The organism is Halomonas sp. A29 (assembly GCF_046723295.1).
Lineage (GTDB): Bacteria > Pseudomonadota > Gammaproteobacteria > Pseudomonadales > Halomonadaceae > Halomonas.
In genome coordinates this window covers 57,774-79,490 of the sequence record NZ_JAXQPR010000006.1, presented here as the reverse complement: position 1 = coordinate 79,490, position 21,717 = coordinate 57,774, and the positions used below count along the sequence as shown (strand labels likewise).

At 65.0% G+C, this 21,717-nt stretch carries 18 protein-coding genes; 5 read left to right on the top strand and 13 right to left on the bottom strand.

Going from position 1 to position 21,717, the window contains the following annotated elements; genetic code table 11:
* Positions 1-35 precede the first annotated feature (35 nt).
* Positions 36-1,967, bottom strand: coding sequence for a sigma-54-dependent Fis family transcriptional regulator (locus SPH52_RS12805; RefSeq protein WP_411795419.1), 1,932 nt, complete (start codon positions 1,965-1,967; stop codon positions 36-38).
* Between the two features lie 238 nt (positions 1,968-2,205).
* Here SPH52_RS12805 and SPH52_RS12800 point away from each other — a divergent pair, with 238 nt between their 5' ends.
* The 3 genes from SPH52_RS12800 to SPH52_RS12790 all read left to right on the top strand — a co-directional run bounded on the left by SPH52_RS12800 (position 2,206) and on the right by SPH52_RS12790 (position 6,534).
* The gene (locus tag SPH52_RS12800; protein ID WP_411795418.1) at positions 2,206-3,690 is read left to right on the top strand and encodes an aldehyde dehydrogenase family protein; all 1,485 of its coding nucleotides are present in this window, start codon (positions 2,206-2,208) and stop codon (positions 3,688-3,690) included.
* Between the two features lie 190 nt (positions 3,691-3,880).
* Positions 3,881-5,194, top strand: a complete 1,314-nt coding sequence (locus SPH52_RS12795; protein WP_411795417.1) for a hypothetical protein — start codon at positions 3,881-3,883, stop codon at positions 5,192-5,194.
* Entirely contained in the window at positions 5,194-6,534 is a 1,341-nt protein-coding gene (locus tag SPH52_RS12790) for an NAD(P)/FAD-dependent oxidoreductase (protein WP_411795416.1), read from the top strand. Before SPH52_RS12795 ends, SPH52_RS12790 begins: the two co-directional genes overlap by 1 nt.
* Here the strand turns inward: SPH52_RS12790 and SPH52_RS12785 are convergent.
* The 6 genes from SPH52_RS12785 to peaA form a co-directional block, all read right to left on the bottom strand.
* Positions 6,459-7,121 (bottom strand): hypothetical protein, encoded by a 663-nt coding sequence (locus SPH52_RS12785; RefSeq protein ID WP_411795415.1) that lies wholly within the window; start codon positions 7,119-7,121, stop codon positions 6,459-6,461. The two genes, SPH52_RS12790 and SPH52_RS12785, sit on opposite strands and share 76 nt — an antisense overlap.
* On the bottom strand, positions 7,112-8,803 hold the full coding sequence (locus SPH52_RS12780; RefSeq protein WP_411795414.1) for an ATP-binding cassette domain-containing protein: 1,692 nt from the start codon (positions 8,801-8,803) through the stop codon (positions 7,112-7,114). The genes SPH52_RS12785 and SPH52_RS12780 overlap by 10 nt, the downstream gene beginning before the upstream one ends.
* Before the next feature lie 72 nt (positions 8,804-8,875).
* Entirely contained in the window at positions 8,876-9,964 is a 1,089-nt protein-coding gene (peaD, locus tag SPH52_RS12775; RefSeq protein ID WP_411795413.1) for a quinohemoprotein amine dehydrogenase subunit beta, read from the bottom strand.
* An 11-nt stretch (positions 9,965-9,975) separates the two neighbouring features.
* The gene (gene qhpC / locus SPH52_RS12770; protein WP_411795412.1) at positions 9,976-10,329 is read right to left on the bottom strand and encodes a quinohemoprotein amine dehydrogenase subunit gamma; all 354 of its coding nucleotides are present in this window, start codon (positions 10,327-10,329) and stop codon (positions 9,976-9,978) included.
* Positions 10,326-11,753 carry a quinohemoprotein amine dehydrogenase maturation protein gene (gene peaB / locus SPH52_RS12765; RefSeq protein WP_411795411.1) on the bottom strand — a complete coding sequence of 476 codons (1,428 nt, stop codon included), beginning with the start codon at positions 11,751-11,753 and terminating at the stop codon, positions 10,326-10,328. Before peaB ends, qhpC begins: the two co-directional genes overlap by 4 nt.
* Before the next feature lie 21 nt (positions 11,754-11,774).
* Positions 11,775-13,334 (bottom strand): quinohemoprotein amine dehydrogenase subunit alpha, encoded by a 1,560-nt coding sequence (peaA, locus tag SPH52_RS12760; protein ID WP_411795695.1) that lies wholly within the window; start codon positions 13,332-13,334, stop codon positions 11,775-11,777.
* A 637-nt stretch (positions 13,335-13,971) separates the two neighbouring features.
* Here peaA and SPH52_RS12755 point away from each other — a divergent pair.
* Both SPH52_RS12755 and SPH52_RS12750 read left to right on the top strand, forming a co-directional pair.
* Positions 13,972-15,030: a TRAP transporter substrate-binding protein gene (locus tag SPH52_RS12755; protein ID WP_411795410.1), complete on the top strand. Its 1,059-nt coding sequence runs from the start codon at positions 13,972-13,974 to the stop codon at positions 15,028-15,030.
* Positions 15,031-15,202: 172 nt separating this feature from the next.
* Positions 15,203-15,586, top strand: coding sequence for a hypothetical protein (locus tag SPH52_RS12750; RefSeq protein WP_411795409.1), 384 nt, complete (start codon positions 15,203-15,205; stop codon positions 15,584-15,586).
* Between the two features lie 47 nt (positions 15,587-15,633).
* On the opposite strand, the gene paaZ is transcribed toward SPH52_RS12750, so the two are convergent.
* The 6 genes from paaZ to paaA form a co-directional block, all read right to left on the bottom strand.
* Positions 15,634-17,679, bottom strand: a complete 2,046-nt coding sequence (paaZ, locus tag SPH52_RS12745; RefSeq protein WP_411795408.1) for a phenylacetic acid degradation bifunctional protein PaaZ — start codon at positions 17,677-17,679, stop codon at positions 15,634-15,636.
* Between the two features lie 83 nt (positions 17,680-17,762).
* Positions 17,763-18,842, bottom strand: coding sequence for a 1,2-phenylacetyl-CoA epoxidase subunit PaaE (gene paaE / locus SPH52_RS12740; RefSeq protein ID WP_411795407.1), 1,080 nt, complete (start codon positions 18,840-18,842; stop codon positions 17,763-17,765).
* 12 nt (positions 18,843-18,854) lie between these two features.
* The gene (paaD, locus tag SPH52_RS12735) at positions 18,855-19,430 is read right to left on the bottom strand and encodes a 1,2-phenylacetyl-CoA epoxidase subunit PaaD (RefSeq protein WP_411795406.1); all 576 of its coding nucleotides are present in this window, start codon (positions 19,428-19,430) and stop codon (positions 18,855-18,857) included.
* Entirely contained in the window at positions 19,414-20,190 is a 777-nt protein-coding gene (gene paaC, locus SPH52_RS12730) for a 1,2-phenylacetyl-CoA epoxidase subunit PaaC (RefSeq protein WP_411795405.1), read from the bottom strand. Before paaC ends, paaD begins: the two co-directional genes overlap by 17 nt.
* 11 nt (positions 20,191-20,201) lie before the next feature.
* The gene (gene paaB, locus SPH52_RS12725; protein WP_411795404.1) at positions 20,202-20,483 is read right to left on the bottom strand and encodes a 1,2-phenylacetyl-CoA epoxidase subunit PaaB; all 282 of its coding nucleotides are present in this window, start codon (positions 20,481-20,483) and stop codon (positions 20,202-20,204) included.
* A gap of 13 nt (positions 20,484-20,496) precedes the next feature.
* Entirely contained in the window at positions 20,497-21,492 is a 996-nt protein-coding gene (gene paaA, locus SPH52_RS12720) for a 1,2-phenylacetyl-CoA epoxidase subunit PaaA (RefSeq protein ID WP_411795403.1), read from the bottom strand.
* Positions 21,493-21,717 lie beyond the last annotated feature (225 nt).

Below are 21,717 nucleotides of genomic sequence, written 5' to 3'. Positions count from 1 at the left end.
CCCCCTGTCGCCCCGTCTCGCTGGGAAGCAGGGAATTATCCCAGCCGCCGATAGAGCGTCGAGCGGCTGATGCCGAGAGCACGAGCGGCGGCAGTCATGTTACCGCCGTGTGCCTCGAGGGTACGCTCCATATGGGTTAGCTCCAGTTCGCGCAGGGCTTGAGGGTTATCCGCGAGGCTACCTGGCATGGGAGCTTCGCAGGTGGTGCCGCGAGTGTCGGGGTCGGCCAGCTTTCGCTGCCAGCGCAGCGAGAGACCTTCCAGGGTCAGTCCTCGGCACTCCGGCTCTGCTCCCACCAACGCCGCTTCCAGGCAGTGTTCCAGTTCACGCCAGTTACCGGGCCAGGGATAGGCGGCGAGGCGCTCGAGCAGCGCCTCGTCCAAGGCCAGGTCGCGTCCATGAGCGCGACACAACGCTCCCCAGCACTCCTCGATACGGGTCGCGAGATCGGCCTGCTCGTTCAGGGCGGGAAGCTCGACCACCACCGCCGCCAGGCGGTAGAAGAGGTCTTCACGGAAGTCGCCGTTGGCCACCAGCGTCTCCAGATCGCGATGGCTGGCGGCGATTACGTTGCAGTCGATGGGTATCTCGCGATGATCGCCGAGCGGTGTCACCACACGCTCCTGCAGCACTCGCAGCAACCGGGCCTGCAGTGCCAGGGGCATGTCGCCGATCTCATCGAGCAGCAGGGTGCCACCGTTGGCCTGCACCAGGCGGCCGCCATAGCCTCCCTTGCGGGCCCCGGTGAAGGCACCTTCGCCATAACCGAACAGCTCCGCTTCGACCAAACTCTCGGGCAGGGCTGCACAGTTGAGCGCCACGAAGGGGCCTTGCCCACCCAGGCTGGCGTGCAGTGCCCGGGCCAACTGCTCCTTGCCGGTACCGGTCTCGCCTTGCAGCAGCACCGGCAATCCCGAGGCCAGGGCTCGCGCGGCGCGACGTGCCTCGCGGGCCAAGGGGGGACGCCAACCCGCTACCAGCTCGTCCAACTGCCGGCCAATCGGTGTCGTGACGGGCGGCGGAGACGGTGCCTGGATGACCTCGGCCGGCTGCCACTGCTCGGGAGAATTGAGGCGACCGAATAACCGGCCACCGGTCAGCTCCAGGCCCAGGAGTTCCGACTGCCCTTCGCACTGCTGCTGAAAAGTCGGCCAGGGGCTGCCCAGTAGCTCCTCGATCGAGCGTCCGACCAGTGAGGCGGGAAGTTGCCCCAGCCACTGAGTGGCCTGGGTATCCACCGCCAGGATCAAGCCGGCATCGTTGATTGCCACCAGGCCGCAGCTCACGCTGTCCAGTTCGGCCAGCGAGGCGTGCACCTGAAGTACCCAGCGCTGCTGGTAATGGTGGAGGAAGAGCCGCTGCTCCAGTGCCCCGGTGAGCTGCTGCACCCGGCGCAGGAAAATCTCGGGGCGCGGATGGTTGGCCTCGAAGGTGAGGTCGATCAGGCCCAGGCAGTCGCCGTTGAGGTCGAACAGTGGGGCAGCCACGCAGGAGACCGGGTTGTCGGGGAACAGCAGGTGTTCGCAGGACTTGACCAGCACCGGGGCCCGTTCGATGAGTGCGAGGGCCGGTGCGTTGGTGCCGAACCACCGTTCGTCCAGGTTGATGCCAGCCCCAATGCGTAGACGTTCGTCGATGACGAAATTGCGACCGTAGCTTTTCAGTATGGTGGCATCCGGGGTGGCGAGCAGCAGCTGGCAGCCGCGCAAGTCCTCGGTCATCTGGCTGACCAGGGGGTCGGCCAGCTCGATCAGGCGACGATGCGTCTCGCGCTGCAGGCGCAGCTCGCGACTATCGAGTCGCGGCAGGTCGAGCCGAATGCCTGGGCTAAGGCCATGTTCCAGGCAGCGCTGCCAGGAACGGCCGATGCTGGCATCGAGCAGATCCATTGGCAGCTGGCCACGGCTCAGGTGCTCACGGGCTTGGCGAATCACGTCGGGGGTTCTCAGGGCGGCTCGGGTGTTCATGGGCCTCTCCCAGCGAGCCGGCGAACTGTCCCAAGATGCGACAGCCGTCGTGTCCGGCGACGCGACGGTGCTGCTGCGCTTGTCAAGGGAATCGTCAACTCACTGATAATATTATGTTTGTTGTACTTTCTTCAGCTGGCACGGGGCTTGCTAACACTTTGCTGGAGACGTCATAAGACCCCGCGGTGCCTGGCATGGTCTTCCGACAATCATAATTCAGCCCCATAGGAGCACAACCATGACGCAGCTCTCCAGCACTATCCAATCCTGGCTGGACAAGAGCCACGCCCATTTCATCGGTGGAGAGTGGCTTCCCGCTGCCAGCGGGCGAACCCTGGACGTCTACAACCCCGCTACCGCCGAGGTGATCAGCCGGGTTCCCGCGGGCGATGCTGCGGATATCGACGCCGCGGTTGGTGCGGCCCGGGCGGCCTTTCGCGACTGGCGCAAGTCGCGACCGGCGAGGCGCGAGAAGCTGCTGCTCGATCTCGCCGATGCCCTGGAGGCGCGCGCCGACGACTTCGCCCTGCTCGAGACGCTGGACAACGGCAAGCCGGTGACCTTTTCGCGGCATATGGATGTGAACCTGGCCATCGATTTCATCCGCTACACCGCCGGCTGGGCCACCAAGATCGAGGGGCGCAGCATGACGCCTTCGATGCCCTTCGTGCCCGACGACAAGCAGATCGTCGCCTATACCCGCCGCGAGCCCATCGGCGTGGTGGGGGCGATCATTCCGTGGAACTTCCCGCTGCTGATGGCGGCCTGGAAGGTGGCTCCGGCGCTGGCCGCCGGCTGCAGCATCGTACTCAAGCCCGCCGAGGACACACCGCTCACCGCCCTGCTGCTGGCCGAGCTGGTCGAGCAGGTGGGTTTTCCTGCCGGCACGCTCAATGTCGTCACCGGGCTAGGTCACGAAGCGGGTGCGGCCCTGGCCGGTCACCCAGGCATCAACAAGGTGGCCTTCACCGGCTCCACACCGGTAGGCAAGCAAATCGGCCATGCTGCCATGGAGAATCTGACCCGCACGACCCTGGAGCTGGGCGGCAAGTCGCCCGTGATGGTGCTCGCCGACGCGGATATCGAATCCGCCGCCGCTGGTGCCGCCCAGGCGATTTTCTTCAACCAGGGGCAGGTGTGCACCGCCGGCTCGCGGATCTATGTTCATGAGTCGATCCACGACACCTTTGTCGCCAAGCTCGCCGAGCAGGCCCAGGGCCTGACCCTGGCACCGGGCTGGGAACCAGCCTCCACCCTTGGCCCGCTGGTCTCCGCCAAGCAACAGAAGCGTGTGCTCGATTATATCGATCAGGCACGCAGCGATGGCGGTATTATCGTGACTGGCGGCGGTACGGGGCGCGACACCGGCTACTTCGTCGAGCCCACGGTGATCACCGGCCTGGCGCAGGGTAGCCGCTGCGTGCAGGAGGAGATCTTCGGGCCGGTGGTAGTAGTGCAGACCTTCAGCGAGCTGGACGAGCTGGTGACCCTGGCCAACGACTCGCCCTATGGGCTGGCCGCCAGCATCTGGTCCAACGATCTCTCGGCGGTCAATCGCCTGGTGCCGGAGATCGAGGCCGGTAGCGTCTGGGTCAATGGCCATAACCTGCTGGACGCCTGCATGCCCTTCGGTGGCTTCAAGCAGTCGGGTATCGGTCGCGAGCTCAGCGACTCCTTGATCGAGCATTACACCGAGCAGAAATCGGTCGTGATGATCGTCTAGGGAAACACTGATTTACTGCTGCGCTCGATATCCTGGCCGCCGGCGGTGCTCGCAATCCTCATTGAGCACCCAGTCAACTCCGGTTGCTCCGCTCCGGCGGCGGCCAGCCTCTCATCGCTCGCGACGTAAATCAGCGCTCCCTCTGCTCTTAAATTTTTGCTTTTGAAACGCTGACCCAAAGGAAATCACCATGCATAACAACAAGAGCTTCCGACGTTTGCCGACGATGCTGGGCGGTATGCTGCTGGCCGCCACCCTGCCCGCCAATGGCTACGAGATGGCCGATCTCGGCCACTCCACGGTGGACATCGACATCCAGGCGCTGCTGGGCGCTTTCCATAGCGATCGGGGCTATGCCAACGGGGCGGCCGAGGCGCGCCGCTACCGCTGGCAGGAGGGCGTGCTGACCCTTGGGGCCGAACTCAACCCCAAGGAGAGTGGCCTCTATGGCCGGGTCAGCACCGTGGGCACCGCCACCTGGGGGGATGGCGACGCTGCCGGCTTCACTTCCGGCAACGAGCGCGAGCTGGAGCTGGAGGACGCCTTCCTCGGCTACCGCAGCGAGTCGCTGGGCGATCCGGGCTCGCCCTGGCGCCTGGATGTCTCCGCCGGGCGCCAGCCGATCACCCTCGGTGACGGTTTTCTGGTGGCCGGCGATGCCACCAGCCTGGGGGACGCCCTGGGCGATGAGCTGGACCGCGGCGGTGGCTACTATCTGGCTGGTCGACAGGCCTTCGACCGCACCGCCATGGTGACGTTGGGCCGCGAGGGCTGGCAGGGCCAACTGGCCTGGTTCGAATCGGACAACCCGGCCCAGGCCAGCACCGAGATGGCCGCGCTGACCCTGTCTCACGATCACGGCAGCGGCCTGATGGAGGCCACCTACCTGCGTGGCCTGGGCGTCGACGAGGCCCAGGCCGACGAGTTCCTCGCCCAGCGCGATGGCATGGATGTCTATGGGCTGCGCGTCGAGCAGCGCCTGCTGGACGAGGCGTTGAGCCTGCGCGGTGAGCTCGCCCACCAGCGCAAGGACACCCGTGAGAATGCCTGGGCCGTTGAGCCGGCATGGACCTTCAGCGAACTGCCTGGCCAGCCTACCCTGTCGCTGCGCTACAGCCGCTTCTCCGAGGGCTGGGATCCGCTTTTCTTCGGCGCCACTCGTGGCTATGGCACCTGGTTCCAGGGCGAGGTGGCGGCCAACTACGCCGGCCCCTTCAACAGCAATGCCGAGGTCTGGCGGCTGGGCCTGGAGGGCTCGGTCAATGAGAGCCTGAACCTGGGGCTGCTGGCCTACGACTTCTCCAGCCGCGATACCGTCGACCAGCCCGATATGGGCGGCCGGGAGTACAACCTCTATCTCGAGTGGCTGCCCACCGAATGGCTCTACGTCTCGCCGCTGCTGGGCTGGTACTCCCCCGACAGGAGCGCGGAGCAGGGCGGCACCCAGCTTGGCGATGACGATACGTCCTTCTATGCCCAACTGCTGGTGGGCGTGTTCTTCTGATGAGCGATGAGCCGGTGCTGATTGCTGGAGGCGGCCCTGCTGGGGCTGCCCTGGCGATGTTGCTGCATCGCGCCGGCCGGCGGGTCACCCTGGTGAGCCGCTGTCGCGATTATCGTGCCATCGAAGGTATCTCACGCCGAAGCCTTCAGGCCCTGCTGGGCCTTGGGTTGGCTCGGGCCGCTGCCTGTGCGGTAGGGCCCTTGCCACGCCGGGTTACCTGGGCGGGCGAAGCGCGGGCGCCCAATGCCGAGTGGTTGCTGCCCCGGCCCGCTTTCGACGCAGCCCTGCTGGAGGACCTGGACGCAGCCGGCATCACCGTGATCGAGGCGCGTATAAGCGGGCTCGTCAGTGGTGGCGAGGAAGTGCGGCTCACCCTGGCGGACGGCCGGACGCTGAGGGCCGGCTGGGGCGTGGAGGCCCGGGGCCGGGCGGTGGCGAGGCGCCAATTCCACGACACTGCCCCCTGGTCGGTTCCTGCCTGGATCCTGCGCGGCGAGGCCGCGGACGACGCGCCGGCCAGCGCCGCCTTGTCGCTGCCCGATGGCGGTTGGGCCTGGTGGTCGCGCCTTTCCGGCCAGCAGTACCTGCAGCTGGCGTTACCGGAACCGACCCTGGCACAGGCTCGCCGCGATCCGGCCGTCTGGCTGGCGGCCCAGCCGGCCTTGGCTGAGCTCTGGGGCGAGAGCTCCATCCAGCATCACTATCAGCGCCCCAGCATGCTGGGGCGCACCCGCGTGCGGGAGGGACGAGTGTGGCGGCTAGGGGACGCCGCCATGTCCATCGATCCCCTCTCCGGCCAGGGCATCTTCAATGCGCTCTCCTCTGCCCATGGCCTGGCACCGGTTCTCAATAGCCTGGTTGAAGGCGCCAGCCTCGCCCCTCTGGAGCGTTTCCACCAGCGGCGTCAGGACGCCCAGTACTGGCGCTTCGCGCGGGCCGGGCGGGACTTCTATCGCCAGGCCATGGCTGCCGGCCCCGGCCCTTACTGGGCGGCGCGCTGCCACTGGCCCGATCACCAGCCGCTGCATCAGCCGGAGCCTTGGGCAGACGTCCGGGTCGGCCGCGGACTGGCTGTCGTCGGCACCCGCCTGGCCGAACGTGAACTCGTCTTTACCCCGGACCAGCCCCTAGGCATCCAGGCGGTGGCGGGGATCCCCCTGGCGCCTCTGGTCGAGGCCATGCAGGCCGAGGATAGCGCCCGGGTGGCTGCGCTACTGGCCGAGGCGGGTTCTGCGGCCCCTGCGGTGGGCCGTTGGTGGTCGGATCACCTTGATTGGCCAGCGTTGCCGGCGATAACCCCAGTCACTGCCGTTTCGCCGGCCGACTCCGCTAGCCAATAGCCCAAGGCGTGGGCTGCGGCGAAGCTGGCGCCGCCCAGGGGCGGCGGTGTTCCCGGTGGTGATGGACCCATCATCCAGGGCTGCCAGGCCGCTTCCCGAGCTCCCCAGACGCAGGCGTACCAGCGCTCGTCAGGGCCTGGTCGGGGTGGTCCCGGGGGCAGGCCCGCGGCACCGCTGACTGCCAACACCCCGGGCCAGGCTGCCGGATAGACCGGCTCCCCGAAACGTGGGCTGGCGGCAACGATACGGGTGCCGGCAGCCTGCAGGCGTTCCACTGCCGCCTGCAGCCGCTCGTCGGCACGCGGCAGGCCCAGGCTGCACAGCAGCCAGGCCGGGGGTGCCTCGGCCTGCCACTCGAAGGCTGCTGCCAGGGCTCTCGCGTCGGCGGTGAGGCGCTCTTCGAAGAGCTTGTAGAGGGCTATCTCCAGCCGTGTGAGGGGCAGGTAATGGCCCAGGGTGGCGAAGATGGTGCGACCATGACCCAGGCTATCCTCGGGACCGCCGCCGCGGAGAGAGTGGAAGCGTGTCAGGGCGGTGCCTGTCGGCACGCCGCTATCGATTACGCCCAAGGCCGGCGTCAGGAGCATGCTGCCGCCTCCATGACGATCAGCCGTCCTCCTCGGAGACGATAACGGGCATCGAGGTTACTGAAGTGCCCCCCCTGGTGGCTGATGATCAGCCGGGTGGTATAGCCCAGCACTTCGTCGAGCAGGACATCGAAGGCCCGCGCGGCCTCGGGATCCAGGGCCGCGGTGGGCTCGTCCAGCAGCACCAGGCGCGGCCGCTTGAGCAGCGCCCGGGCCAGGGCCAGTCTCGCCCGTTGGCCACCGGAAACCTTGCCGCCCAGGTCGCCCAGCTCGCTGTCCAGCTCCTCCGGCAGGGTGGCCAGCCAGTCGGCCAGGCCTACCCGCGCCAGTACCTCGATCAGCTCGCCGTCGCTGGCCTCGGGGGCCAGTGCGCGCAGGGTTTCCGCCAGGCTGCCACGCAGCAGGCTGGGGTGCTGTTCCACCCAGGCAACCTGCTTCAACCAGTGGCGGCGGGAGAGCGCGGGGAGCGGTACGCCATCCACGTGGATCTCGCCCGCCTCGGGTGTTTCCAAGCCCAACAGCAGACGGATCAGGCTGCTCTTGCCGGCTCCCGAGGGGCCGTCGATGAGCACCTTGCGGCCCGGCGGAAGCGTGAGGTCGACACCGTCCAGCAGCCAGTCGGCCTGTCCCGAGTGGCGGAAACGTACCCCTTCCAGACGAAGCGCCCCGGGCCCTGACGGACATGCGCCTTGGTAGGGATCGCTCATGGTGGGCTCGGCGAACAGCTCGGCGAGACGAGTCGCACTGACCCGGGCTCGCTGCCAGCCCCCGTAGAGCCCGAGCAGGCCGCCGATGGGTGCCATCACCATGCCGAGATAGGCCAGCAGTGCCACCAACTCGCCCAGCTGCAAGCGCCCCTGGATTACCAGGTAGCCGCCCAGCAGCAGCAGGCCGGCCCGGGCCAGGGAGAGGATCAGCTGAGGGCCCATGTCGCTGAGGAAACCCACCCAGCGGACTGCCAGCAGGCGGCGTAGCTGCTCGTGGCCGAGCCCCTGGAGGCGGTTGAGCCGCGAGGCCTCCAGGGCCTGGCCCTGGAACCAGGGGCCATGCGCGAGGGTGTCCTGCCAGAAGCCGGAGATATCGCCGCTCTGTTCCCGCAGCGCCTGCTGGCGGCGGGTCAGCGCCGGGCGCCAGGCACGCAGCCACAGCCACTGGATCGGCACCAGCAGTGCCACCAGAACCATCAGCATGGGGCTGAAGAAGCCGATCATGGCCAGTGCGCCCAGCAGCCCGAGCAGGTTGGAGAGCCCGCTGAGCAGGCCGTCCAGGGCGAAGCCCTGGAGGATCGACAGGTCGCCGTCGAGACGGCTCATCAGGTCGCCCCGCCCCCGGGCCTGCCAACGGGCGGGGGCCAGGCGCAGCAGATGGCGCAGCAGGGAGCGGCGCAGCGCGAGCAGGAGCCGGGCGGAGAGCGCCACATGCTGAAGGCGCGTCAGTCCCTGCAGGCCCAACGCAGCGAGCCCTACCGCTACCAGGGCGCCGACATAGGCAGTCACCGTGGTGAAGTCGCCCTGCATCAGGCCGTGATCGATCAGTCGCTGGGTGAGCAGCGGGGGCAATAGCGCAAGCAGGGTAGCCACCAGGCTCAGCGCCAGCAGCCGCACGAGCGCCGGACGCCGCACCCTGAGCGGGTGGTAGAGCCAGCTCCAAGGCAGCGACCGGGACGTCTCAGGCTCGCTCATCGGCATCTCCTCAGCGAAAGTGGCCGGCGACTCTCAGGGAGCCCCGGCCAAAGAGCACTACGCAGCGGCAATCTAGAAGCGCGCCACCTTCAGCGTGGCCGTGCTCATGTCACCGGGCAGGCGGATGCGTCCCAGGTCGTTGAAGTCGTCATCGTAGATGGCGATATCGCTGGAGGCACCGCCCACATAGATGCGCGAGCCGTCGTAGGAGGTATTGATGACATAGTAGGTGTGGTCGAGGTCGATCACCCGGACGATCTCCCGTGTTCTGGCGTCCAGCTTGCTGAGTTGGGTATAGACGCCGTAGAAGACGTCGCGCTCCCGGGGATCCGAGACCATGGAGAAGATGATGAACTCGAAGGGAGCGATCTCCTTGTTCTCGGTCTCGCCGGTGGTCAGGTCGATCCGGCTGATGCCCCAGTGCCAGGCCTCGTTCTCCTCGCCGGGATGTTCCGCCACCGTGTAGGGACGCACGAACTCGTCCGTGACCTCGCCGATGGTCCACATCGCCAGGGAGTCGGGTGGGCTGAAGTCGGGTCGATCCCAGTTGCGGTTGGCAATGGCGATCTCGGTCTCGCCGCTCTGCGGATCGACCCGGTAGATGTCGGCTCCAGCAAGGTAGAGGTAGCCATCTGCGGCGGCGCCCATGGTGGTGACCTGGCGCGGAGCGGGGAAGGTGGCCAGGGGCTTGGCGTCGAGGCCCGCCGAGGTGTCATAGACCGCCAGCAGCGGTTCGAGTACCTCGTAGCGATCGCGGTGGAGACGTACCCGATCCTGCACCGTGTAGAGGCGGCTACCGTCTGGGCTCACTGCCAGTGAGGCGAGCACCTTGGCGCGCACGTCGCCCTCGGACTGCCGGGCGCGGAACACCTCCTCGCAGCTGGTGAGATCGATGCCCACCACGTCCTCCCAGCGGTTGTGCAGGACGTAGGCGATGCGTTCGTCCGGCGAGAGCTGCAGGGTACCGGAGCCGAAGTCGCCCTCTACATCGCAGCTGCGCACCACCTCCCGGGCCTCGGGGTCGATCACGTAGAGCTGGTTGGGGTGGGCCATGGTCACCAGGTACTCGCGCGCCTCGCCGGTACCAGTCTCAGTGGCAAGAAGCGGTTGGGCCGAGAGAGCCAGCAGGCCCGCCAGGGCCAGGTTGAGTCGTTTCGTCACGGAGCTTTTCATCACTTATCGCCTCCCGGGTAGACGCTGTCGAGCTTGCGCCAGTCATCCTCGGCGCGGTCGGCCCCGTCCCCCCAGCGGGGATAGGTGTTCATGGTGTCCGGCACTTGGGCGGGCCACCAGCAAGGGTCGGCGCAGCCGTAGAGGTCCGCCTCCATGGGCTGGCACAGCGAGGCCACGCCGCCGAAGGGGTCCACCTCCCAGCCCGGGTCGAAGCTCGAGGTACAGCCGGCAATGGTCTGCATGGCCTGGACCTCTTCCAGGGCCTCCGGGGTCGCGGCTCGCTCCATCTCGCGGGCCTTGCGATTGAGGGGCGCCAGCCCCAGCTCGGTCAAGCTCTTCTTGTTATGAGTCATGCGCTCTGCCTCCCGGCCAGGGGGCCGTCGAGAAAATCGGGGTTGTGACGCAGGATGCGGGCATAGGCCTGGATGCCGAAGTCGACCCAGTCGCGCATCAGATCGCAGTAGTGGTAGGTCGGGGTCATGACGTCGCCGTAGCGGGCGTAGCTCTCGTGGTAGCAGCCGCCGGAGCAGAGGTTGCGGATGCGACAGTTGCTGCAGCCGCGCTCGCTACGATCGCTCCTGGCCTCGATGAACTGCTTGAGGCCCACATGGTCGAGTCCCTCGCTAACGCTGCCAAAGGTGGGCATCTCGGAGCCGGTAAAGCGATGACAGAGATGCACGTCGCCGGCATGGTCGACCGACACCAGCCCCAGCCCGGCGCCGCAGGGCACCGCCTTGCTGCGCCCCTCCCAAAGATCGGTGAGCAGCTGGTTGAAGTTGCCGAAGCCGATGTCGCGGCCCTGGATGGCAGCCTCGACTGCACGCTCGCCGAGCTCGACCATGCCGTCGAAGACCTGCTTGAGCTCTTCACTGGTCAGGTTGTAGGCGGCCATGTCGCCGGAGGTGACCGGGGCGAAGCCCGCCTCGGCGAAGCCCAGCTCGTTGACCAGGTGGTCGTGGATACCGACCACGTCGGTGATGCCACGGGTCAGGGTGACCCGGGCGCCCACTGGCCGCGAGCGGTAGCTGGCCAGCAGCGGCGCGATACGCTTGGCCACCAGGTCGTAGGTGCCCTGGCCGTTGACGGCGATGCGGTTCTTGTCGTGGATCGCCTTGGGGCCGTCCATGCTCACCGTCAGGCCGAAGCGGTGGGCGTCGAAGAAGGCGATCTTCTCCTCGCTCAGCAGGGTGGCGTTGGTGGTCAGGGTGAAGTCCACCGCTTTGCCGAGCCCGTGGATGCGCGCCTCGGCCCAGTCGACCACCTGGCGGATCAGCGGCATGTTGCTGAGCGGTTCGCCACCGAAGAAGACGATGTTGTAGCGGTCCCGCTGCGGAGCCTCGCGCAGCATCATCTCGACAGAGGCCTGAGCGGTGGCCAGGGCCATCTTCTTGCCGTCCCGGGGATTGTCCAGGTCTTCCTTGTAGCAGTAGCTGCAGCTCAGGTTGCAGCCGGTATTGACGTTGAGCACCACGGTGGAGAGCGGGAACTGCTCCACCTTGACGCTGGGGTTGTAGGCCTGGACGGCGCCGTCGGTGATCAGCTTCAGCGCCTTGAGCTGCTCCAGTCGCGCCTGGATATCGTCGCCGCTGGCGCGGCGGGTCAGGTTCTCCGGCAGCGCCCGGCTGTCGAGCCCCTCGCCGCGCCCGGCCAGGGCCAGCAGCTCCTCGCTCAGGGCATCCGGGGCGAACAGGCTGGTGGTGGGGATGTGAAACCACAGCGGCTGGCCTTCCACTTCCACCCGATGCAGGTTCTGGGGGATCGCTTGCAAGATTCCCATGATGATCTCCTGGTTCTGGTGTTAGCGAAGCGGTGGGTTGTTCCAGCGCTGCACGGTAACGATCAGCTGGGCCTCGTCCTGCACCTCCTCCTGGCCCGCCACGCTGGCGGTGACGCGCAGGTTGCCTACATTGTTGGCGTTGTACTTGCGCAGCGGATTGGGTCCGGCACCGGCCGGCGAGAAGATCCCGCTGGCGGCATCCAGCACGCCGGCATACTTGGCGTCCTCGTCGCGCTCGGCGATCTCGTCCCAGGGCGCGACGCTCCAGCGCACCGGCACCTGGCCCAGGGGAATGCTCGCCTCGCCCTCTCCCAGGTAGCCTAGGGCAGTGAAGACGCCGCTGACCGGCGGGGTCTTGTCATTGCCGATACGTGCCACGCCGAGAGGAGGGCTTACCTCGAGGCGATCCACCTGGCGGTAGCCAGCGAGCAGCTGCTCGTGTGTCTGTCCGCCGACACGCAGTGGCAGCCAACCGGGGGTCAGGTCGGCGCTCGCCTCGACGTTCAGCACCAGGCGGTGGTCGCTGCGTTCCACCACCTCACGCACGGTCACGTCCGCGCCGAGGTTGATCTCACCTTCGTCAAGGCCCTGGCCCAGCAGTACCAGGCGGCTGCGTTCACCGGCCTTCAGCGAGGCGGGAAGGCTGGCCACCAGGCTGGACTCGTTCCCGTCACGGGGCACCATTTCCACCATCATGCCGAAGGCCTCGTCGCGGTCGTCGAAGATGCGTCCGCTGGGCCGCTCGCCGGAGAGGTCCAGCACCTGCTTGAGGTCGCGGCCGTTAAGCTCGAGATTGGCGCGCCACTCGTAGCCGGTGTAGACGATGGCCCGGCCCTCTCCGGTCAGGGGGCGGCCATTGGCGAAGGCGCCGTCGAGGTGCATGGCGTAGGCATCCTCGCCCGCGGTGGCGGTGATGCTCACATCGGCGTAGAAGTCGCCCTCGCCGGGCCAGTGGCCCCACAGCTGCCAGTCGCCTTCGGGGGAAACCGCCTCGGCCGCCTGCCAGGTGTCCCAGGCCTCGCTTTCAAGACCCTGGGTTTCGGCCAGCCAGGGGGCGATCTCGTGCAGGGCAATGTCCAACCAGTCCCGGTCCCGGGCCATGGCCTGGTATTCGATGGTCTGGAACTGGCCTACGTGGAAGTGCACCAGATGCTCCCACTCCTCCAGCGGGCGCTGCTGCAGCTGGGCGCGGCCGCCGGTGTGGCAGCGAGCACACATCTCCTGGTAGCTGGGGTGATCGAAGGACTCGATGCGGTTGAGCCGACGCTCGATCAGCTCGCGCTGAGAGGCGCTCTCTTCAGGGGCGAGCCCTTGGGTGTCTGCCAGGTACTTGACGATGTCGCGCCGCGCCTCGGCGGGTAGCTCAAGACCATGCATGATCTGCATGCGCGCCAGCGTCATGTCCCAGCCCTCCGGGGTCTTGCGCTGCTGGCTGATACGGCTCCAGTTCTGGGAGCCATCCTGGGACTGGTGGCAGGCGGTGCAGTAACGTTCGATGGCCTCGCCACCGGGGGAGGCTTGGGCCAAGGCCGGCAACAGCAGGGCCAGGCCGCACAGGCTAACGGGTAGTGCTGGTCTCATCACGGGGAGTTCTCCTCGCGTTGTTATTGTCTTGATGCATGCCTGCGGTCGACGCGGGCGGCACCGGGGTCGAGGTGTCGGGCCTTTCCCCTTGACCTGCACACACTGCGCCGGGCAGAAATAATTCTTTAATTTTCAATCTATTAATAGGTGATTGAGGCTTGCTTTTGCCGCCTTCCCGGTTAGCGAGGGTGATGGATGCTTCAAGCTGCGACAGTGGCGTCTTGACTTGAGACACTCGGTTCCTCGACTCCCCATAGTCTGCGTTGGTAGATCCTCCCTCCGCCAGCAGTGCTTGAGTCCGTACTGCCCTCGGCTGGTCTTGTAATCTGATACCTGGATATCAGAAGCAATGATTGAATACGTGTCTTTTATCTCATGATTTCTCGTGTCGCCAGCATTTGGGTCGGTCCTGGTGCTTGCCTATGATCGTCCACCTGTGGGTAGCTCTACTTGTCCAGCCTATGGCTGATGGCGTTGATGGGAAACGTCGTTGCGCTCGACAGCGTGAGCCGGCATCGTGCATTATCGTGTTTCATTAAGTTGAAAATTGGATATAGTTTTTGTGTCATGACTGGGTTCTACCACCGCTAACAATGCCAATACCGCCGCCCCATGGCGAAAGGAGGGAATGACCATGCGCAAGACCGCTAACCTGTTGATCGGCGCCTTGGCCGCCGCGTCTCTGAGTGTTGCTGCCCAAGCCCAGACCACCATTACCGTCAGTACCTGGGCGGGGCCCAACCACGGCATCAATACCATCGTCTGGCCTACCTGGAAGGCCTGGATCGAGGAAGCTACCGAGGGGCGTGTCACCCTGGATGTGGTGCACGATATGGGGCCGCCGGCCTCGCAGATGGAGATCGTGGCCGATGGGATCGCCGATGCCACCTGGGTTTTTCATGGCTATAACACCGGCCGTTTCGAGCTGACCAAGCTGCCGGAATTCCCCACCTTTGAGGATTTCTCCTCCGAGCACGCCTCTGCCGCCTACTGGCGGACGCATCAGGGGCACCTGGCCCAGGCCGGTGAGCATCGCGGCGTCGATGTGGTAGCGGCCGGTGTACATGGCCCAGGCTGGATCTTCAGTCGTGAGCAGTACTCCACCCTAGATGACCTGATGAGCAAGCGAATCCGGGTCGGTGGCGGGGTGATGGGGGATCTCTCCAATGCCCTGGAGCTGACCGGTGTGGCACTGCCGCCCACCAGCGTCTACGAGGCGGGCTCGCAAGGCGTTATCGACGGCGCGATGCTGGTGCCGGAGGGGCTGCGCAGCTTCCGTGTGGCGGAGATCTTCCCCCATACCCTCAAGGTGGATGGCGGCTTCTATCGCGGCAGCTTCACCATCGTGGTCAATCCGACGATATGGGACCGGATCTCGCCCGAGGATCGTGAGGCGATCGAGGCGGTCTCCGGCGAGCGCCTGTCGCGCCTGTTCGGCTACATGATGGATACCGTGGACGTGCGTGGCGTGGCCTTCGCCGAAGAGCGCGGCCATACCTTTACCGAACTCAACGGCAGCGATCTCGATACTCTGCGCGGCATCAGCGATGCGTTGGTCCAGGAGTGGGCGGAAACGGTCAGCCAGAGCCGTGGCGTCGATGGAATGGCGGCCATGCAGTACTTCCATGAGCAGCTGGCTGCTGCCGCCGAGGAGGAGGGCGTGGCCTCGCTGGTGCCGCAAGAGTTCCTGTGAGTCAGTGTCGGGGCGGCATGTCGTTTTTTTGCCTGAATGCGACACGTTAATTTCTTGGTAATATAGGTAATAGTATCTAATTAAGCCCTGTTTTGACCAACGTCAAACGGGGCTTTTTATTTTTTCTCTATGATGAAATACGGAACAGGCGATACCGAAAGGGGGTGGTGAAATGGAAAGACTGTCTGATTATATTCAGGGCGAGCGCGTGGTGCGTGAACTTCGCCGCCACGCCCCCGAGGCGCTTGAGGAGTTGACCTGTAACCTGGAGCAGCCGCTGAGCCCGCCGCTGGAGCGGGCCGTGGCGCGCAGCCTCGATGACGGCCGTGTGCCAGCCTTTCGGGCCGCCGAGGTGCTGATGCCGGCGATGATGACGACCTTCGCGGTGTGCCCGGCCGCCATCGCGGAGGAGGTCCTGTCGGAGCTGAAGGCGAGCTGCAACCGCTGCGAGGAGGTCGGCCGCTGCTGGCAGGCCATGCGCAATGACGCAGAAGCCGAGGCCTGCCAGGCGTTTTGCCCCAACGCTGAAGCCTTCATGGGGCTTGGCGGTAAGTAGCATCGGCAAGGGGCGGAATGCGCCCCCTCATCTTACTGATGCGGGGGTTACTGCCGCTTCGCCACCAAAGTCAGAATGTCATAGCTGGCCACCAGCTCGTCATCCTGATTGGTCACGGCAACGTCCCACATCACGACGCCCTGGGGATGCCCATCCGGTGAGGTTCGGCCCTGGTCGATCTTGCGCTTGCATGTCAGGCGGGCGCGGATGGTGTCGCCGGGGGCGACCGGGGCGATGAAGCGCAGGGTGTCCAGGCCGTAGTTGGCCAGTACGGGTCCCTCGCCCGGGTAGACGAACAGGCCGGCCACAGCCGACAGCACGAAGTAGCCGTGGGCGATTCGCTTGCCGAACTGGGTCTTGCGAGCGGCGATGTCGTCGAAGTGCATGTAGAAGTGATCGCCGGAGAGGCAGCCGAAGTTGACGATGTCGGCTTCGGTGACGGTGCGGCGGTGGGTCAACAGGGATTCGCCCACCTGCAGGTCATCGAAATGGCGACGGAACGGGTGTATATCGTTCTCGATCACTCTGGCGCCTCGGACGTATTCCCGGGTAACTGCCGCCAGCATGGTCGGAGACCCCTGAATGGCCGTCCGCTGCAGGTAATGGTGTACCGCTCGGATGCCCCCCAGCTCTTCGCCGCCGCCGGCACGACCCGGGCCGCCGTGCTTGAGGATGGGAAGCGGGGAGCCGTGGCCGGTGGACTCCCTGGAAGCTTCTGCGTCCAGGATCTGCAGGCGGCCGTGCTGGGCTGCCAAAACCGGGATCATTTCCGCGGCAATGGCGGGGTCTTTGGTGGTGAGGGTGGTCACGAGGCTGCCCTTGCCCTTGGCGGCAATGGCCAGAGCCTCCTCGATGCCGTGGTAGGGCATCAGGGTGGCGACGGGGCCGAAGGCTTCGATATCGTGGGCACCACCGTCTTGCAGCGGGTTATAGGCGATCAACAAGTGCGGTGCGATGAAGGCGCCGTGCTCCACACCCGTGCCCACAGGCTTGAAGCTATCGTCCTTGCCGTAGACACATTCGCAGGTTTCCAGCAGTCGGTTGATGGCGTCCTGGACGTCACGCCGCTGGTCGCAGGATGACAGGGCACCCATGCGAACGCCCTCCTCCTTGGGGTCGCCTGCAACGATCCTGGACAGCCGCTCCTTGATCTTGTCCGCCAATGCATCCAGATGTTCGGCGGGTACCAGCACCCGGCGAATGGCCGTACACTTCTGGCCTGCCTTGGCGGTCATCTCCTTCACCACTTCCTTGGCGAAGATCTCGAATTCCTCGTCTTCAGGCGACACGTCCGGCGCCAGGATGGCGCTATTGAGGGAATCCGCTTCGGCATTGAACGGAATGCTCCGCGCCATGATGTTGGGATGGTTCCTCAGTCTCAGGGCGGTATCGGCGGAGCCGGTAAAGGTGACGAAGTCCTGCTCTTCCAGCCGGTCGAGCAGATCTCCCGTGCCACCGATGATCAGTTGCAGCGCACCTTCCGGCAGCAGGCCGGAGTCGTTGATCACTCGTAAGGCGGCCTCCGCCAGGTAGCTGGTCGCGGTGGCCGGCTTCACGATGCAGGGCATGCCTGCCAGGAAGGCCGGCGCGAACTTCTCCAGCATGCCCCAAATGGGAAAGTTGAAGGCATTGATGTGAACGCACACGCCACGACGGGGCACCAGGATATGGGTGCCGTTGAAGTGGTTGTTCTTGCCTAGTTGGGCGACCGGGCCTTCATGAGCCACGTTGCCGGAAGGCAGTTCCTTGCGGCCGATGGAGGCATAGGTAAACAGGGTGCCGAAGCCGCCCTCGATATCGATCCAGGAGTCCGCCCGGGTGCAGCCGGTATGGTGGGAGATGGCGTACAGCTCCTCCTTGCGGCCTTGGATGTAAATGGCCAGCTCCTTGAGCAGGGCGGCGCGCTGTTGAAAATCGAGAGCCAGCAGATTTTTTACGCCGGTATGACGGGCATAGTCGACGGCTTCACCGAAATCGATGGCTTCTTCGTGGGTATAGGCCACGGTCTCGTCGTTGATGGCGCTGCGCAGCGCCCGGGCTTCGGTCTCACCGAACCAGTGGCCTGCAACGTAACTCTGTAGAACTGACGACATTGGGCGTTCTCCCGGGAATCTGTCGTTATCACGGTGAGCGAAGCCGGCGCTGAGGCCGGCTCTGGGAAGAGGGTGAGCAGGTCTCAGACTTCGTCGTAATCCAGCACCACCCTGTCGCTGATCGGGTAGCACTGACAGGACAGCACGTAACTCGCCTCGACCTCGTAGTCTTCCAGGGCGTAATTGGCATCCATCTCTACTTGCCCTTCGACCACCTTGGCCTTGCACGTGGAGCAGACCCCTGCCTTGCAGGAGAAGGGCAGGTCGGCGCCCATTTCGTTGCCGGCATCGAGGATGCTCTGGGTGTTGCGCGTCAGGTCGAAGGTAAGGGCCCGGCCATCGGCACGAACGGTCACTTTGCTTACGGCCTGCGGATCCACGGTGATTTCCGCCCGGTCCTTGCGGGGAGGCTTGCCGCCGTCGACCGGCGTGAACAGTTCGTAGTGGATCTTGGCCTTGTCGAGGCCATGGCGCTGAAGCGAATCACGGACGGTTTCGGTCATGCTCTGGGGGCCGCAGATGAACGCGGCGGTGAGTGCCCCGGCGTTCAGCCAGCGATCAAACAGGGCGTCGCACTTGTTCGAATCGATGCGGCCGTTGTACAGGTCGATGTCCTGCTCTTCACGGCTGAACACGAAGACCAGGTTGAAGCGACCCATGAAGCGGTTCTTCAGGTCTTCCAGGCTCTCCCTGAACATGGTGCTGGCGGTGGAGCGGTTGCCGTAGAACAGGGTGACCTTGCTTTTCGGCTCGGTCTCCAGGGTGGTCTTGACGATGGACAGAATCGGCGTGATGCCACTGCCCGCCGCTACCGCCAGGTAGTCGCCTTCCCGCTCCGGATCCAGCTCCACGTGGAACTGACCTTGGGGCGGCATCACTTCCAGTGTCTGGCCTGGCCTGAGCTGTTCGTTGGCAAGGGTCGAGAAGCGGCCGCCGGGAACCTTCTTGACGGCGATGCGCAGCTCCCGGTCGCCGACACCGGTGCAGATGGAGTAGGAGCGACGTACTTCCTCGCCATCGAGGTGGGTACGCAAGACCAGGTGCTGGCCCTGGCGGTAGCTGAAAGTGCCCTGCAGCTCTTCCGACAGGTCGAAGCACAGGGACACGGCGTCCCGGGTTTCAGGCCGGATTTCACGAATGGTGAGAGGGTAGAACTTGTTCATGATTGTTCTGCTCTAGAGGCATTTGAAGTAGTCGAAGGGCTCACGGCAATCGAGGCAGCGGTACAGTGCCTTGCAGGCGGTGGAACCGAACTCGCTGACTCTCTCGGTGTGATCACTGGCGCAATGCGGGCATGGGATGGTCTCCACCACGCCCTTGAGGGTCAGCTTGCTGGCGCTGCCCACCGGGGGCGCAATGCCGAAGGCCTGCAATTTCCGGTGTCCGGCCTCGGTGATCCAGTCGGTGGTCCAGGCCGGGGACAGCACTCGGTGGACTCGGCCATTGCGCAGGCCCACCAGGCGCAGGGCCTCTTCGATGGACGCTTCGATCATCTCGGTTGCCGGGCATCCGGAATAGGTGGGAGTCACATCCACCACCCACTCGCCGCCCTCTTCGGCAATGCGCCGGACCATGCCGAGTTCCACCACGCTGACCGCAGGTACCTCGGGATCCTTCACTTCGTCCAGAAGAGCCCAGAGCTCTGCCTCGGTAACCGGTTGGCGGCGGTCACGGGCAGGAATGCGATCGCTGGCGATGACCGGCTGGTCGTCCAGCAGCGACCGGGGTTCGGGTCTACCAGGTCTTTGCATCCGGATAAGCCCTCTGCAGAAACTGCATCTCGGCCAGGATATAGCCCAGGTGTTCAGTGTGGTGGCCGGCCTTGGCGCCCCGGTACATCCAGGCGTCTTCCGGCGGCGGAGTCAGGGTGGCTTCGGTCAGAACCTCGTTCACCAGGCCTTTCCAGTCCGCTGCCAACTGCTGCGGGTCGGGGCCGATACCGATCTCGAACAGGGCCTGCTCGACTTCGTCGGCTTCGATCATCTCTCCGGTGAAGCGCCACAGGTCATCCACCGCGGTCTGCATGCGCCGATGGCTCTCCTCGGAGCCATCGCCAAACCGCTTGACCCATTCCGAGGAGCGGCGCAGGTGGTACCGGACCTCCTTGGCGGCCTTGGCGGCAATACCGGCGATGCGCTCATCCGGTGCCTCGGTCAGGGCGGTGATGGTGAAGTAGTGCCAGGCGTCGAAGAAGAACTGCCGGCCCATGGTGACGGCATAATCGCCGTTGGGCTGTTCTACCAACAGCGCGTTGCGGTAGTCGCGGGCGTCACGCCGGAATGCCAGGTCGTCGGCGCTGCGGCCGTCGTCGATCAGCTCGGCGGCGTACTCGTACCAATTACGAGCCTGGCCAACGAGATCCAGGGCCACGTTCATCAGCGCCATTTCCTCTTCCAGCGCCGGTGCCTTGCCGCACAGCTCGCACAGGCGCTGGCCCAGGATCATGTCGGAATCCGCCAGGCGTAGCAGAATCTCCTGCAGTGCCTCTTGCCGTGTCATTGCCTTGCTCATGGAAGTCACCCTTACATGTGCCCGACTTCGTCGGGCAGCTCGTAGAAGGAGGCGTGGCGGTAGATCTTGTCGTCGGCCGGGTCGAACAGGACTTCCTTCTCGTCCGGCGAGGAGGCGGTGATGGCAGACGACGGAACGACCCAGATGGAGACGCCTTCGCTGCGGCGAGTGTAGAGGTCGCGGGCATTTTCCATGGCCATTTCGGCATCGGTGGCGTGAACGCTGCCGACGTGCTTGTGGTTGAGGCCATGCTTGCTGCGAACAAAGACTTCGTAAAGGGGCCAGTCAGCCATGACGCTTCTCCTCTCAGGCAACTTTCTGATTCTTGTGCTGCTGTTTCTCGGCATAGGCCTTGGCGGCCTCGCGTACCCAGCGGCCGCCTTCGATGGCGTTCCTGCGGGTTTCGATACGTTCCCTGTTGCAGGGACCGTTGCCCTTGAGGACGTCGAAGAACTCCTGCCAGTCGATTTCGCCGAAGTCGTAATGGCCCCGCTCCTCGTTCCACTTGAGCTCCGGGTCCGGCGCGGTACAGCCCAGGAACTCCAACTGGGGCACGGTCTGGTCGATGAACATCTGGCGCAGCTCGTCGTTGCTCTTGCGCTTGATCTTCCAGGCCATGGACTGCTGGGAGTTCGGTGACTGTTCGTCGGAGGGGCCGAACATCATCAGCGCCGGCCACCAGAAGCGATTGATGGAGTCCTGCACCATCTGCCTCTGCTCCTCGGTGCCCTCACGCATCAGATCCAGCAGGATCTGGTAACCCTGGCGCTGGTGAAAGCTCTCCTCCTTGCAGATCCGGATCATGGCCCGTGAATAGGGCCCGTAGGAGGTGCGCTGCAGGACCACCTGGTTGACGATGGCCGCGCCATCCACCAGCCAGCCAATCGTGCCCATGTCCGCCCAGTTCAGTGTCGGGTAGTTGAAGATGGAGGAGTACTTGGCCTTGCCCTGGTGAAGCTTGTCGATCTCTTCGTCGCGGTCGGCGCCCAGGGTCTCCATGGCGCTGTAGAGGTAGAGGCCATGGCCGGCCTCGTCCTGGATCTTGGCCATCAGCTGCAGCTTGCGTTTGAGGGTCGGTGCGCGAGTGACCCAGTTGCCCTCCGGCAGCATGCCGACCACTTCTGAATGCGCGTGCTGGGAGATCTGCCGGATCAGCGTCTTGCGGTACGCCTCCGGCATCCAGTTCTTGGGCTCGATCTTGATCTCGTCGTCGATGCGAGTCTGAAAGGCGCGCTCCTCGGGGCTCATCTCCTCGAGGGTCTTGAGCTTCTTGGTATCGGTCTCGACTAGCTGCGCATACATGGTGACCTCCGCGTCGTCTCAAGCAGGGGAACGCTTGTCGTCTTACCTTGGAGTATAGTGACACAGAATTTTTTATCAATTATGTTCCTTGCGTGTCGCTTTATACCTTGGCATGACAAGGTGTCGTCATGACATGCCAAATAAAATGATTGAATGAGCAGGCGGGAGTCGCACGGCGTAGCGCTGTCCTAGAATTGATATAAAAAAGCCCCGTGGAGGGGCTAG